Origin of the sequence: Dialister succinatiphilus YIT 11850 (assembly GCF_000242435.1) — a bacterium.
Taxonomy (GTDB): Bacteria; Bacillota; Negativicutes; order Veillonellales; family Dialisteraceae; genus Dialister; species Dialister succinatiphilus.
Genome location: NZ_JH591190.1, coordinates 117,620 through 132,005, shown reverse-complemented (window position 1 = coordinate 132,005; position 14,386 = coordinate 117,620). Strand labels below are relative to the sequence as shown.

General features: G+C 53.8%; 12 protein-coding genes and 1 other annotated feature. All 12 genes read right to left on the bottom strand.

All coding sequences use genetic code 11. The features are described from left to right. Positions 1-680: 680 nt before the first annotated feature. Positions 681-1,337 (bottom strand): hydrogenase nickel incorporation protein HypB, encoded by a 657-nt coding sequence (gene hypB, locus HMPREF9453_RS10710; protein WP_008860584.1) that lies wholly within the window; start codon positions 1,335-1,337, stop codon positions 681-683. Beyond that, entirely contained in the window at positions 1,338-1,682 is a 345-nt protein-coding gene (locus tag HMPREF9453_RS10705) for a hydrogenase maturation nickel metallochaperone HypA/HybF (RefSeq protein WP_008860583.1), read from the bottom strand. After that, positions 1,675-2,754, bottom strand: a complete 1,080-nt coding sequence (locus tag HMPREF9453_RS11145) for a 4Fe-4S binding protein (RefSeq protein ID WP_008860582.1) — start codon at positions 2,752-2,754, stop codon at positions 1,675-1,677. Before HMPREF9453_RS11145 ends, HMPREF9453_RS10705 begins: the two co-directional genes overlap by 8 nt. Positions 2,755-2,765: 11 nt before the next feature. Beyond that, positions 2,766-3,851: a hydrogenase large subunit gene (locus tag HMPREF9453_RS10695; RefSeq protein ID WP_008860581.1), complete on the bottom strand. Its 1,086-nt coding sequence runs from the start codon at positions 3,849-3,851 to the stop codon at positions 2,766-2,768. Between the two features lie 6 nt (positions 3,852-3,857). After that, positions 3,858-4,295, bottom strand: coding sequence for an NADH-quinone oxidoreductase subunit C (locus tag HMPREF9453_RS10690; protein ID WP_008860580.1), 438 nt, complete (start codon positions 4,293-4,295; stop codon positions 3,858-3,860). Continuing rightward, entirely contained in the window at positions 4,276-4,788 is a 513-nt protein-coding gene (locus tag HMPREF9453_RS10685) for an NADH-quinone oxidoreductase subunit B family protein (RefSeq protein ID WP_008860579.1), read from the bottom strand. The genes HMPREF9453_RS10690 and HMPREF9453_RS10685 overlap by 20 nt, the downstream gene beginning before the upstream one ends. Positions 4,789-4,800: 12 nt before the next feature. Further along, a complete protein-coding gene (locus tag HMPREF9453_RS10680) occupies positions 4,801-5,676 on the bottom strand; it encodes a respiratory chain complex I subunit 1 family protein (RefSeq protein WP_008860578.1) in 876 nt (291 codons plus the stop codon). Beyond that, on the bottom strand, positions 5,669-7,570 hold the full coding sequence (locus HMPREF9453_RS10675; protein ID WP_008860577.1) for an NADH-quinone oxidoreductase subunit 5 family protein: 1,902 nt from the start codon (positions 7,568-7,570) through the stop codon (positions 5,669-5,671). The genes HMPREF9453_RS10680 and HMPREF9453_RS10675 overlap by 8 nt, the downstream gene beginning before the upstream one ends. A 1,439-nt stretch (positions 7,571-9,009) precedes the next feature. After that, positions 9,010-10,185: a YkvI family membrane protein gene (locus HMPREF9453_RS10670; RefSeq protein ID WP_008860575.1), complete on the bottom strand. Its 1,176-nt coding sequence runs from the start codon at positions 10,183-10,185 to the stop codon at positions 9,010-9,012. Positions 10,186-10,251: 66 nt separating this feature from the next. Then, positions 10,252-10,477, bottom strand: a binding site (T-box leader). A 917-nt stretch (positions 10,478-11,394) separates the two neighbouring features. Further along, the gene (locus HMPREF9453_RS10665; RefSeq protein WP_008860574.1) at positions 11,395-12,039 is read right to left on the bottom strand and encodes a YigZ family protein; all 645 of its coding nucleotides are present in this window, start codon (positions 12,037-12,039) and stop codon (positions 11,395-11,397) included. A 401-nt stretch (positions 12,040-12,440) separates the two neighbouring features. Next, positions 12,441-13,265, bottom strand: coding sequence for a MetQ/NlpA family ABC transporter substrate-binding protein (locus tag HMPREF9453_RS10660; RefSeq protein WP_008860573.1), 825 nt, complete (start codon positions 13,263-13,265; stop codon positions 12,441-12,443). Positions 13,266-13,616: 351 nt separating this feature from the next. After that, entirely contained in the window at positions 13,617-13,919 is a 303-nt protein-coding gene (locus HMPREF9453_RS10655) for a hypothetical protein (protein WP_008860572.1), read from the bottom strand. Between the last annotated feature and the right edge of the window lie 467 nt (positions 13,920-14,386).

Here is a 14,386-nt window from a genome sequence, read left to right as displayed (position 1 = left end):
ATCGAGTATCATAATCAGGATTACCACCGTCCACCCCTTCGCCACTTCGTGGCCCTCTTCCCCTAAAGGGGACGCAAGAACGTTACGGGATTGGCCTTCTGTGTCATATGGCATGATAAGCATTCTGGTGATTGGCTCACTGCGTTCGCCACCCCCTATCCGGCTGTGCCGGACTTCTCCACGGGAAAGCGTGTCACACGATTCTCAGGTCGCTTTGCTTCCTTACGAATCGTGTTCCCTTGCCACCCCTATGCAGGGGGCAGAATAAAACACCGCAAGACAATCTTCTCATAAATCCTCCGCTCGAGATGACGGTGGCGACGAGCAGCATATAGTCATTTCAGAAGGGGACGAATGATAAAAAACGCCGCCCCCATTCCCGTCATTTCGACCGAAGCGAAGCGGAGTGGAGAAATCTCCTCCTCTGATGGTACGGGCGGCATTACGGTGGGAGATCTCTCGACTCAGAGTATCATGGGAGCATTTTCCATCTGCCCCATACCGACATGCAGCCCCGCTCGAGATGACGGTGGCGGCGGGCACCATTGGACACACCTTCGGTGTGAGGGTTCAGAGGGTTCAAAGGGTGGTGGTGGCTGACGCCGCAAGTTTTATAAAAAAGGGGGGGCGCGGCTCCACCGCGGAAAGCGGATAGCGGATAGCGGGCAGCAGCCGCAGGTCTATCTTCCCTTCCCGGCGGCTTCTTCAATCCATGCTGCCGCTTCTTTATATCCTTCTCCTGTTTTTCCGCTGACCTTGAATACCGGCGCCTGTTTGTTCAGGTGGCGGAGGCCCTTCATGAAGAAGTCTTCGTCGAAGTCCAGGTATGGCATAAGGTCTGTCTTGTTGAGGAGGATGATATCCGCCTTTTCAAAGGCCAGGGGGTATTTGTAGGGCTTGTCGCTGCCGTCGGCTACGCTGACGATGAGCATTTTAATATTTTCTCCTATGTTCAGTTCCGCGGGGCAGACGAGATTTCCTACGTTTTCTATGAAAAGGATGCCGCCTTCTTTGAAATCCATGGTATGCACCGCATTGTGCACCAGGGGAGCGTCCAGGTGGCAGGCGCCGAAGGTGTTGATCTGGGCGGCGGTAACATTTTCTTTTCTAAGCCGTTCCGTGTCGATGTCGGACTCAATGTCTCCTTCAATGACGTATATTTTGGATTTCATATGTTTCATGAGTTGTTCCAGGGATGTAGTCTTGCCGGTTCCCGGAGCCCCCATGACGTTGATGGTATATACATTCCTCTTCATGAGGTATTCTCTTACGTGTTCGGCAATGTGATTGTTGTGGGCGTAAATGTCTTCCATGACGCCGGCTTTCACCATATGCATTCAATCAACCTCCAGGTCTACAGATTCTATATAAAATTCCTTGCCTATGTCCGTGGGAGAGCCGTCGCCTCCGCAATAGGGACAGGTAAAGGAGAATTTCTTTCTTTCAAAGAGACAGCCGCAGCGGTCGCATTTCATTTTGGGCTTCACATCCTGAATGGTGAGGAGGGCGCCCTCACAGAGGGTGCCCTCGGAAATGACATCAAAATACATTTGGATGGATTCTCCGATGAAACCGGAGTCCTCTCCTACCACCAGATGGATGGCCTTTACAATGCCCCCTTTTTCACGGGCTGTTTTTTCCGCCATGCGGACGATTTCCAAGGTCACCGGATATTCATGCATGGGGCTCTCCGTCCTTTGGCGCTTCTTTCCTGACCGGCGCCGGACGGGGCGGACGGTGGAGGATTTTTCCCTGATAGGTGGATTTCATTTCTTTCTTCTCCCCTGCTTCCCAGGCATCTGCCAAAGTGAGGCAGTGAGCGGGGCAGCCGTCAGCGCAGACGCCGCAGGTGATGCATTTCTCCCGGTCAATGGTCCAGGTGCGGTTTCTCCGGTCTATGGAAATGGCATCAGCCGGGCAGTTATGCTCGCATTTGCCGCAGAATAAACATTTCTCCGCTTCTATCCGGATATGGGTATCCGGCACAGTGGCTTCTTCCGCTTTCACTGCAGGCATCGGGTTCTCTGCCGGAGCTTCCGGCTTTGCCGTCTGGACAGGAGATGTAAGGGGCCCTTCTTTCTCCGCAGGAGCGAACGTTGAAGGTCTTCGCCTTACAGGGGGGCGGGAGCCTTTCATGGTGATTTCGCTTGGATTGCCCAGGTAGCAGCCCAGGGACAGGCATTTCCTTGGACAGTTGTCAATGCAGGTGCCGCAGTTCACGCAGGCTTCCAGGTTAATGCGCCAGGTACGGGAGCGGCGGTCCACGGTAATGGCGCCGGAGGGGCAGTTCCGCATGCACTGGCCGCAGAAGATACATTTCATAATATTGTTTACAATATGGCTCCGGTCGTCCATGGCGGCCTCTGCCATATTGATGGCTGCCACCTTGCGCTGCACTCTGGACACGCCGTCTTCTTTCTTCACCTGGAGGATGATTTCTGATTTCTTCACATCCGGCGCTGCCGCTTCCGGGTCCATGTGGAGACATTTCTTGGGGCATACCTCCACGCAGCCGGCGCACTGGACGCAGGCAAAGGGGTTGATTTTCCATATGCCTGTGGTGCGGTCCACGGTAATGGCACCGGCCGGGCAGGTGCGCATGCACTGGCCGCAGAGGATGCAGCGGCTGATGTCGTTGATCACCCGGCCCCGGTCATGGGGCTTAAAGGTTTTGGGCTTTAATGGATAGGAGGTGGTGACCGGCGGTTTGAACAGGTTGGAAAGGGCCTGTTTCATATAAATGAGAAAACTCATGGGACTCCTCCTTATCTTTCACAGCAGCTGATGCAGGGATCGATGGTGAGGATAATGTTGGGCACATCGGCCAGCTCGCAGCCTTTCAGCATTTTCACCAGGGCTGCCAGATTAACGTTGGTGGGAGTGCGGAGGCGGAACCGTTCCAGGTTCTTTGTGCCGTTGCCTTTCACGTAGTAAAGGGCTTCGCCCCGGGGCTGTTCCACCCTGGTGAAATATTCGCCTGCCGGCGGAAGGCCTCTGACCGGTGCTTCGATGGCTCCTTCCGGAAGAAGTTCCAGACAGCCGCAGATGAGGTCGATGGACTGGGTCAGTTCTCCCAGCCTAACCTTCACCCTGGCCAGGCAGTCGCCGGCGGTTTCAGTGACAGGATGAAAATGGAGCTTTTTGTAGAAGCCTTCATCCTCAGCCATGCGGTAGTCTACAGGAAGGCCGCTGGCCCGGGCCATGGGGCCTACGCAGCCCATATCCATGGCGTCGTTCATGGAAAGGACCCCTACCCCTTCCAGACGGCTCTGGATGGTATTGTCATAGAGGAAGACCATGGCCATCTGCTGGATTTCTTTGCGGAGTTCCTTCATCTTTTCCAGGATTTCCTTCCGCTGGGTGTCATTAATATCCCTTCTCACGCCTCCGATTTTGCAGACCGAGAAAATGACCCGGCCTCCTGTGGTTTCTTCAAAAATATCCAGTACGATTTCCCGGATGCGCCAGGCATTCATGAAAAGGCTTTCAAAGCCCATGGCGTCTGCCGCCAGGCCGAACCAGAGCAGGTGGCTGTGGAGGCGGGAAAGCTCGTGCCACATGGTGCGCAGGCAGCTGGCCCGCTCCGGTATCTCGATGTTCATGAGGCCTTCCACCGCTTTGGCATAGCCCCAGCCATGGCCGAAGGAACAGATGCCGCACACCCTTTCCGCCACATAGATGAACTGTTTGAAATCCCGCTTTTCCACCAGTTTTTCCAGTCCGCGATGGACATAGCCGATGGAGGGCACGGCCCGGACGACCTTTTCATCCTTCAGTTCCAGGTCCAGATGAATCGGTTCCGGCAGTACCGGATGCTGGGGGCCAAAGGGGACTGTGGTTATTTCTGCCATTTGAAATCAATCCTCCTTTGTATCTTTATGTACAGAAGCATCAATGCCAAGGCCGCTCCGAAGATTGACCTTCACCGCCCGTTTGGCATGGACGGCGCCGGACAGGTCGTGCCAGGGGGTCTTCTGGGCCAGATGGTAGAAATGGCCGCCGTAATCCACCTCCGGCGCAATGAAACGGATGTCCAGACCGAAGAGGTCATGGATTTCATTTTCCCAGACGAAGGCATACCAGTAAAGGCTGGTGACACTCATGACAGAGCCGGAAAGGGGCACAATCAGGCGCAGATGATAGAGGAAATAGTTCTTGTCAAAGGTATAAGTAAGCTCATAGCCCTCTTCCACCCGGGTGCAGAGGATCTGCACCAGACGGCAGCCTTCTTTCTTAAAACGGGCCGTCCTTTCCAGAAGGTCTTCACTCCTGATTTCAATGACCTGCTGTTTCATGTTTGTCCTCCTCTCCATAGGTGCCAAAGGCTTTCGGTTTTTCCAAGGGTACGCCGTGGTTTCCAGTGGCTTTCAATTTCCTGTGCTTTTCTTCCAGCACCGAAAGGCCCTTCACCACGCCGGCAATAATGGACTCCGGCCGGGCAGCGCAGCCCGGCACATACACGTCCACCGGAATGGCCTTGTCCATACCGCCAAGCATGTTGTAGCATTCCCGGAAAACGCCGCCGGTGCAGGCGCAGGTACCTACGGCAATCACAACTTTAGGCTCCGGCATCTGGTCATAAATCTGCCGCACCACCGGCAGATTCTGGGCATTCACTCCGCCGGTGACGAGGAAAATATCCGCATGCTTGGGGTCCCCGGTATTCACAATGCCGAACCGCTCCACGTCGTACAAAGGCGTAAGGCAGGCCAGCACTTCGATATCGCAGCCATTGCAGGAAGAGCCGTCGTAATGGATGAGCCAGGGCGATTTCTTTTCAAATCCCATAACGATTCCTCCTTATTTGAAATACATGAGAAAGGCCACATTAATAAATCCGGCCAGGAACGAGAAAAGCCAGGTGGAAGCCAGCATTTTCTCCCATTTCATTCGGGCGCAGGAATTATCCACCAGAATGCCCGTGAAGAACACCAGGCCGCATACGACAAGGCCCGGTATCAAAGTCCAGGGGGAAGAGGTGACGAAGAAGAGAAGCACCAGTCCCAGGAGGAACACGTCTTCATACCACTCCGCGATTTCCACCATACCCAGAGTACGGCCGGAAATTTCCGTCTTCACACCGCCGATGAGCTCCTGGTGAGCTTCATGGGACATGGAAATATCGAAGGGCGATTTTCTGAATTTGATGAGAAGAATGTAGCAGAGGCCCAGGAAAATGCCGGGCATGCGCAGAATGTTCATGGTATCGGAAGCCATGATTTCCCGGATATTGAAACTGCCGCCGGACAGATAGAAACCCAGGGCTGCCATGAGAAGCATAGGCTCATAGGCCATGGTCTGCACCAGCTCCCTTTCCGCCCCCACCTGGCTGTAGGGAGAGTCGGTGGCATAGGCGGCAATGATGAGGCACACACTGGCCATGGTCAGGGTAAAGACCACCAGCAGAATGTCGCCCCTTGCAAAGAAGAATGCGCCGGACAGAAGGACGAAGAGAAGGAAACCGAATACATAGAATCCCTCTGCCTTATTGACGGCTATGGGCTGCTTGTCCCAGAGCTTTCCGAAGTCATAGAAAGGCTGCAGCAGAGGCGGCCCCACCCGCCGCTGCATGCGGGCGGAAATCTTGCGGTCCAGACCGGAAAGGAGGCCCCCCAGAAGCGGCGCCAGCAGCAGATACAGCAGGGCACCGATGACATTGATCATATAATCAGACATGGAACACACCTCCTGCTGCCAGTGACAGCTCCATGAGCACGCAGGCCAGGCAGGCCGTGTACCCCCAGAGAGTCATCCGCCTTTCGCCAAACCAGGACTCCAGGTACCAGTTCCGAAGCTGCACCGGCACGATCCGTCCGGCAGCGCCGCGGTAAGCCACGTCGCTCCCCAGGTTCTCGCCGGACAGGTTCGTGATGACCTGTTTCTTCCTCCTGCTCTTGCCGAAGCGCAGCGGCAGGATAATGATAAGGAAGACCATCACCGACATAATCCACAGGTTGGACTGGGCAATGACATCATTAATATTTCTATACATTAAAGCCAGATAAGGAATGACCATGTACTGGGAAATCAGCGGGAAGAGAACGCACACCACCAGGGTCAGAGCCGCCAGGGTCTTCAGCGCCGTCCACTCCACTCCCAGAATGCCCTTCTCCCGGTTTTCATTGGTCGGTATATAGGTGGTAATCTTGCCCAGCCATTTCGTCCAGTAGAACAGGGTGGTAGCAGAACCATAGACCAGCGCCAGAAGCAGCAGGGGCTGCCCTGCGTCTACGAAGGCCTTCATGGCCGCCCATTTGGAAATCAGCATGCCGAAAGGAGCCAGGAACATGCCGCAGATACCGATCACCATGCACAGAGACAGGCGGGGCATGGAATTGAAAATGCCGTCGAAGCTCTCCAGATTCCGACTGCCCAGCTGCTGCTCTGCCGTTCCCACGGTGAGGAAAAGAAGACTCTTCGCCACGGCATGGAAAATGACGATCATAATCGCCGTCCAGGCTGCTTCATAGGATCCGGTGCCGGCGCAGCACACGATGAGGCCCAGGTTGGAAATGGTGGAATAAGCCAGCACCTTCTTCCCGTCGGACTGGGAAATGGCGGCGCAGGAAGCAAAGAAGAAGGTAATGCCCCCGACCAGCATGGCCATAATGCCGGCATGATTATTTCCCAGAATAGGCGCCAGCTTGATAATGAGGAACACCCCGGCCTTCACCATGGTAGAAGAATGGAGCAGAGCCGACGTAGGCGTAGGCGCCACCATGGCCCCCAGTAGCCAGCCGGAGAAAGGCATCATGGCAGACTTCGTAAAGCCGCAGAACACAAGAAGCGCCACCACCGGCTCCACAGGCATGCCCTGCATGCCCATGGAAAGAAGCTGGGAAATTTCAAGGGTATAGAAATGCTCTCCCAGATAGGCAATGGCCATGGCAAAGGCCAAGCCTCCCAGAAGATTCATCCACAGCGCCTTGAAGGAATTATGAATGGCCTCATTGGTACCGGAATAGCCGATGAGAAGGAAAGAACAGAGAGATGTGATTTCCCAGAAAGTGTACATGTACAGGAGATTATTGGACATAACCAGGCCGAACATGGCTGACAGGAAAAGGAACACCACGAAGAAAAAGAAAGAGCGACGGTCCTTCACATCCACATGCTTCCTGTGATACACCGCCATGTACCCCAGAGAATACACCGCAATGAGGCCGCCGATGATGCCGGCAATAAGAATCATGATAATGGACAGATTGTCGATATTGAAATCCCACACCGACCGGGCATAGCTGCCTGCATGAAACTCAAAGGCCACGATCAGGAAAAACTGGAAAAGTCCCAGCAGGGCGGTGAGATAGCGCTTGTATTTCACACAGAAATAAAGCACCGTCAGTGCAGCCAGGCCGTCCACAGCCATCATCAGCAGCCGCACCAGCGGAGAATCCACACCGATTTTGAAAGGATGTCCGAAATACATGACCCCTACAGCCACAGAAAGGACCCCCATCAGAAGCGCCGACACACGGACCAGCGTATTCCGGACCGCCGGATTCCGGTTCACCAGAAGAATCAGTGCCGTCACCAGAGGCAGCGCAAAAAGCAATGCCGGTAAAGCCATACCCATCTCCCCTTATCCCTGAATTTACATTCGTTCTATAAGTGTACCCTTTATACTAGGTTACTGGTTTATTAATATATACTCTATATCAAAACCCCTATTCCCGCAAGGTATAAATTGTGTTAGATCGCTGATATCGAAATTTTCTATGAGTACCTAAAGAAGTTATGCATAAAATAGGGAGCATGGGACACACCCTGCGGGCGTGAGGGTTGACGGGACTTCGTCCCGAAGGTTCTTAAGGTTCTTAAGTTTGACGGCCTTTCAGGCCGAGGGTTGTGGTGGCGCCCTTCGGGCGCAGATTATAAAAAAGGGGCGCGGCTGGCGCCGCAGGTCGTGTAGAAGGGTTGTGGAAAAAGGTTGTGAAAAAGGTTCTTAAGATGGACCGGCCCTTTCGGGCCGGAGGGTTCTTAAGTTTGACGGCCCTTCGGGCCGAGGGTTGTGGATTGCCGCTCCGCGGCAATGTTTATAAAGTCAGCGTTACGGGATTGGCTGTCTGTGTCATATGTGACACAATATCCAGTGCCACCTATTTTCTCGTTTCCCCTTGAGGGGAAATGCCTCGAAGAGGCAAAAGGGTGTACGGGGCAGAGCGCCGATAGGATGCTCCATCGCTATCCTGACCGCCAATCGGCGGCCTGTGTCATTTTTGCTTCTTACCCTTGGACACACCTTCGGTGTGAGGGTTCAGAGGGTTCAGAGGGGAAAGTTGACGGCCCTATGGGCCGGAGGGTTCTTAAGTTTGACGGGGCCTTTGGCCCCGAGGGTTGTGGTGGCGGCTTCGCCGCAAATTTTATAATGCCGCCTGCGGCGGTCACGTCCACATCGAGTATCATAATCAGGATTACCACCGTCCACCCCTTCGCCACTTCGTGGTCCTCTTCCCCTAAAGGGGACGCAAGAACGTTACGGGATTTACCTTTCTGTGTCATAGGGCTTGATTAGCATCCTGGTGATTAGCCGCTGCGCGGCTCCCCCTTATCCGGCTGCGCCGGACTTTCCCCCATCCGGGGGACAGAATAAATCGCTCTATGCTTTCCTGTAGAAACATGGCTCCATTGCTAAGTACCCATAGTCCCACCGCTCCGCGGGGGGAAGGTGGTGCCGTAAGGCACCAAGGGGGGAAAACGCCGAAATGGTACATGAAATATATGACTCTCTGTTTTTCCTCTCCATACTTCTCGTTTCCCCTTGAGGTGGCAAGGGAACTGGATTCATAGGGGAGAGAAGCGACCCGCGAATCCAGTGACACGCTTCCCTGTGGGTGAACGCCTCGAAGAGGCAAAGGGTGTACAAGGCAGAGCACCGATTTGACACCCCATCGCGGTCCTGACCGCCAATCGGCGGCCTGTGTCATTTTTGCTTCTTACCCTTGTGCCCGCCCTGCAGCCGCCGATACTAAAAAACGGCGCCTTTTCAAAGGCGCCGTTTTGCTGCCGTTATTTGGCTATTTCTGCAGGAATTACTTTTGTTTCTTCTTTACCGGAAGATTTCTTCATAATCTTGTAAACACCGACGGTGAGAAGGGGCACCAGGTAGAGAAGGATGAAGGCATAGGCCAGGGCATTGTAGCCTTTGGCAATGAGGTCAATAATGCCGATTTTGGCGAAGGCCACTGAAATCACCAGGATAATGACAGTGAGCGCGCCGCGATGCTGACGGGTGAGGAGATTTCTTCCCGTATCCGCAAGACCCCTGTCCACACGTTCCAGCATGGCATGGATAATGCCGGTGGCCGTTTCAATCAAAGTCCAGCCCATGACGATGCTGAAGAGGAAAAGCAGCCAGCCCGGCGCATTGTCCGCCTGCATCATAGCCACCCAGGGCACCGGCGATGCCAGCACTGCTTTGTCGGGGTAGAAGGCCATGACTGCATAGTAGGTCATGAACCAGGGGATAATCATGAGCAGGCCTGCAATGATGCCGCTGATAATGGTGTCCTTGCGGCTCTTCTGGGCCTTGATGGTGAAGAAGGATGCCGGAAAAACCACCAGGTTATAGGCCATGTAGAGAATGCCTGTCCAAAGGGCAGCTCCCACAGTGGCATCGGGCACAAAGGAATGATCGCCGGATGCCATGACCTCGGAAATATGGGCTCCCCCATGGCTGATAACCAGCACGGAGAAGGAAATATAACCGATGTAAAGAAGCACGGTGCCAATAGTTTCAAAATAGGAAATAATCTTTTCCCCATAGTAATTGAGCACGCCTACAATCACCGTAATGGCACCTACGCCGTACCAGTAATTGAGCCCGGTCATCTGCTCCACCACCGCGCCGGTGGCAGAAGACATGACGGCAATGATGATGACCATGAAAAGCAGGTACACCAGATCAAAGACATGGTACAGGGGCCCGATTAATTCCTTCAGGAACGATTTAAAATCATACACTTTATAAAGGCGGATGAGTTCAAAAGACAGAATAGCCACCAGGGCAAATCCTACAAATGTAGCCAGCCCGGAAAGCCAGCCCATGGCACCGAACTTGGCGCCGTACTCCACGATTTCACGGCCTGTGGCATACCCGCCGCCAATGAGCACGGACTGCAGGATAATGCCGGGAAGAATCATCCTCCCCAGGGCCCCTCCAAAAATACCTTTTTTCTCTTCCATACTGCTTCACTCCTTCATTTGTACCATCCCTGCAGGAAATCAAAAAGCGCCCATCAGAAATCAATTCTGAAGGGCGCATCCTTGCGCGGTACCACCTTGTACTTATCACTCTGCCGCATCAATGAACGGTTTTCATTGCGTCGGGCCTATCCATAACGGGGACATCCGCCAGGCCTACTCTGTTCGGCCGGGAAGCTCGCGAGTGAGTAAAACGACAGCGCCTTCCGGTTTTCACCATCCACCGGATCTCTGAAAGGGATTCCGTCATTTCTGTCTCGTTCCATGCAGGTACTTTTTAGTTAGACAGTAGTATACACGCCTCGGGCGGCCATGTCAATGGGGAAATTGTAAAAGAGAGACATTTTGTGTCCAGGGTTCTGAAGGTTCCCAGAAAAAGGTTCTTAAGATTGACCGGCCCTATGGGCCGGAGGATTCGTAAGTTTGACGGGGCCTTTGGCCCCGAGGGTTGTGGATTGCCGCTTTGCGGTGCACAGCGAACACATTTTGTAGGAGCGTCAGCGACGCACAAAATGTAGTGAGTCGTTTCCCCTTTAGGGGCAATGAGTTTATAATGCCGCCTGTCGGCGGCAAAACCGTAAAACCGCGCCTGCGGCATCGGTCGGGCGATTTATTGGAAAGTACTTTTATGTGCAGGCTAGGGACCAACTTCGTCCGACTTGGAGACCCTCTGCAGGGTCTCCACATGGGAAATGCACCCCTTCTGTCGCCTGCGGCGACGTCTCCCCCGGAGGGGGAGATTTTAGCAGCATGATACTTTGTGGTGCTCATGAGGCCAAGAGCTAAGCAGCAAGAAAAGTTCCCCCTCCGGGGGAAAGGTGGTGCGTCAGCACCAAAAGGGGTGCATTTCCATCGGGCGCCAGCCCGGTTGTGAAGGTTTTCACTGCCATAGGCAGTGCTTCCCTAGAAACCAGCCCGCTCTGCGGGCAGAACCCATCGTTCGGTGCGAAGCACACGAACGATAGAACCCGGGCGCCGAAGGCGCCTGAACCCTCTTGCTGTCGGGAATAAAGTATGTCTGATGTCTGATGTCTGATGTCTGATGTCTGACAGTCTGACGTCTCCCGCGTTCGGGAATACCGTCCAGCGGACAGCCGACAGCCGATAGCCGATAGCCGATAGCCGACAGCGGATAGCGGATAGCGGTCACACTGTCCCACTGTCTCACTAGTACACTAGCTCACTAGCTCACTAGTTCACTATCTCCCTTTTCATTTTCACATACTCTTCCCCTATATCCTCTATCACCGCCTTTCCGCCGGTGAGGTCGGTGAAGAAGCGGATATGTTTTTCTCCGTTTTCCGGAAGGCAGAGGAATTCCAGCACCACCTTGTCGGTGAAATCCCGTTTCCTGACGATAATGTCCTTATCCTTGATATAATTTTCAAAGCCTCCTACGGCGCCGTAGGGTATGGTCAGGCGATAGCGTACATGGGGCGTGTAGAGGACGATGGGCGCTTCCTTTACCGCATCGGCCAGAGTGGAGCTGTAGGCACGGGTAAGTCCCCCGGCTCCCAGCTTGATGCCGCCGAAGTACCTTGTCACCACGGCCAGAAGGTTGGTGAGCTTCTGCATCTGCAGCACATGGAGCATGGGATGGCCGGCGGTGCCCGACGGTTCGCCGTCGTCCCCCGATTTTTCCATCACCCTTTCCGTACCAATGCGCCAGGCATAGCAGTTATGGGTGGCATCTTTGTACTGCTTCCGGAAGCCTTCCAGCGTCTTTTGGGCTTCTTCTTCCGAATTCACCGGCACCAGGTGGGCAATGAAAATGGATTTTTTAATTTCCGTTTCTTTATGAAATGGCTCCGCCGGAGCCGCGTAGGGAATAAGCATGATGACCTCCTTTTTCTTCATTGTAACACGAAAAAACAGCGCCGGTCGGTGCTGTTTTTTGAGTCATATGTTTTTGAGTCATATGTTATGGGCAGCTGTATTCCCGAAGGTTGACACGCCCTTACGGGCGTGAGGGTTGATGGGGCCGCCGGGCTTACGCCCTTGGCCCCAAGGGTTCTGTCCGGGACCGGCTTCGCCTCCCGGACAGGTTGAGGGCTCCGCCCAGGGTAGTTATATAGTATCACTGCGTTAGCGAGGTACGGCGCCAAAGGCGCCATTCTATTGCCGTCTTTGGCGGCATATGCTCATCGCCGCGAAGCGGCGATACCAAAACCCTCGGGCCCAAAGGGCCGGTCAAACCTCAGGCCGAAGGCCTGTCAACCCTTGGACCCTCCGGTCCATCAGAATGCCGGGATCAGTCCGTCGCTGAAGTTATCATTAATGTATTTCTTCACCGCATCGCTCTGGAAAATCTTCACGAATTTCTGATAGGTGGGGTTATCCTTATCCTGTTCTCTGGCAGCGATGATGTTCACATAGGGAGATGTATTATCTTCGGTGGCCAGGGCTTTCTTGGAATCCAGGCCGGCGGATTTCGCATAGCCTGCGTTAATGACGGAAATGGACACATCATCCAGGGAGCGGGGCAGCTGGGCTGCTTCCAGTTCTACAATCTGCAGGTTCTTCGGATTTTCAGCAATATCGCCTACCACTGCCTTGGTGGGGTCCGTTCCTTCCTTCAGTTTCAGCAGGCCCTGATGGTCCAGGAGAAGCAGGGCTCGGCCGCCGTTGGAGGGATCATTGGGGATGGACACCTTGGCGCCGTCGGGAACGTCTTTGATGTCGGTAATTTTATTGGAATAAACGCGGAGCGGTGCCAGGTAGGTATTTCCGATGGAAACCAGCTTGGTGCCATTCTTTTCATTGAAGGCTTCCAGGAAGGGGCCGTGCTGGAAGGAGTTCAGATCGATATCACCGGCAGCCAGCGCCTGGTCCGGAGTCACGTAGTCGGAGAAGGACTTGATATTCACCTTGAGGCCCTGTTTTTCTGCTTCCTGGGCCACAAATTCCATAACCTTTTCAGAATAACCCGGTGTAATGCCTACGGTGATTTCCTTCTTTTCCGCCGGAGCCTTGGCGTCCTTCTTGTCACCGCCGCAGCCGGAAATGGCGCCGGCCACTGCCAGGGCTGCCAGAGAAAGGGCTAATGTTTTCTTCCAGTTCATAATAAAACCTCCTGCATATAATATGTTAAAAATATACAAAACAAAAATCCCCCGTCCCGAAAGGGACGGAGGACCGTGTTACCACCCAATTTCACCAATGAATCACTTCATCGATCTCATAAGGTACGCCGGACTATGCCTTGATACCCTGTCTCTGTAACGGGAGCTCCCGGGCCGCTTCATCATTCAGCGCACCAGGCTCAGAGGCCATCTTCCATCAAACCGTCCGCACTCCCTTTCACCCAACGGAGCTCTCTTGGCCGGACCATTTCATGTACTCTTCTCTTCACTGCCTTTATGAAGTTGCATTAAATATACCATCGGGAAATCATGAAGTCAAGAGAAATTTTACTACCAGTCAATCCAGGTCAGTGCCTTTTCCAGCTCGTAGAAGGTCTTCCCGTCCCAGAGAATATCTTCCGTCACATGGTTCAGCACATCATCACCATCGTCAGATTCGTAGTAATAGACCAGCTCCATGAACTCCTCAAAGGGCTCTTTGGAAAACCGGTACTTCTCCACACTGATACTGTAGGTATTTCTTCCGGGATGAAATTTCAGCCCTGAGAACCGGTACACATACCCCCGGTGCCTCACAGAAGCCTCCCCGTCATTCAGATAATCAATAAACTCGTCTGCGTCGCCGCCCTGCATATGATTCACTGCTCCTTTATACTAAGACCTCGCTATGATGGCTTTATTATACATGATAAGGGGAAAAGGTTCAAAAGGTTCCGCATGATGGGAAAAGGTTCTTAGGATTGACCGGCCCTATGGGCCGGAGGGTTCTTAAGTTTGACGGCCTTTCAGGCCGAGGGTTGTGGTATCGCCCTTACGGGCGATAGTATAAAGTCAGCGTTACGGGATTAACTTTCAGTATCATATGGCAAAATAACCATTCTGCTGACTGGCTCGCTGCGCTCGCCACCCCCTATCCGGGCTGCGCCGGACTTCCCCCTATTCAGGGGGCAGAATAAAACACCTCGAGGCCTCTCTTCGTAAACGGCTCTGCAGTAAGCACGGGTTATAGTGCCCCCGCTTGCGGGGGAAAGGTGGTGGCGCCAGCCACCAAAGGGGGAAAACGCCGAAATGGTACGTGAAGTATATGACTCGCTGTTTTT

Coding starts and splice junctions, on each gene's coding strand:
- HMPREF9453_RS11145 (WP_008860582.1), bottom strand. CDS start 2,754: ATGAGTTTTCTCATTTATATGAAACAGGCCCTTTCCAACCTGTTCAAA.
- HMPREF9453_RS10695 (WP_008860581.1), bottom strand. CDS start 3,851: ATGGCAGAAATAACCACAGTCCCCTTTGGCCCCCAGCATCCGGTACTG.
- HMPREF9453_RS10690 (WP_008860580.1), bottom strand. CDS start 4,295: ATGAAACAGCAGGTCATTGAAATCAGGAGTGAAGACCTTCTGGAAAGG.
- hypB (WP_008860584.1), bottom strand. CDS start 1,337: ATGCATATGGTGAAAGCCGGCGTCATGGAAGACATTTACGCCCACAAC.
- HMPREF9453_RS10685 (WP_008860579.1), bottom strand. CDS start 4,788: ATGGGATTTGAAAAGAAATCGCCCTGGCTCATCCATTACGACGGCTCT.
- HMPREF9453_RS10655 (WP_008860572.1), bottom strand. CDS start 13,919: ATGCAGGGCGGCGACGCAGACGAGTTTATTGATTATCTGAATGACGGG.
- HMPREF9453_RS10660 (WP_008860573.1), bottom strand. CDS start 13,265: ATGAACTGGAAGAAAACATTAGCCCTTTCTCTGGCAGCCCTGGCAGTG.
- HMPREF9453_RS10670 (WP_008860575.1), bottom strand. CDS start 10,185: ATGGAAGAGAAAAAAGGTATTTTTGGAGGGGCCCTGGGGAGGATGATT.
- HMPREF9453_RS10675 (WP_008860577.1), bottom strand. CDS start 7,570: ATGGCTTTACCGGCATTGCTTTTTGCGCTGCCTCTGGTGACGGCACTG.
- HMPREF9453_RS10665 (WP_008860574.1), bottom strand. CDS start 12,039: ATGCTTATTCCCTACGCGGCTCCGGCGGAGCCATTTCATAAAGAAACG.
- HMPREF9453_RS10680 (WP_008860578.1), bottom strand. CDS start 5,676: ATGTCTGATTATATGATCAATGTCATCGGTGCCCTGCTGTATCTGCTG.
- HMPREF9453_RS10705 (WP_008860583.1), bottom strand. CDS start 1,682: ATGCATGAATATCCGGTGACCTTGGAAATCGTCCGCATGGCGGAAAAA.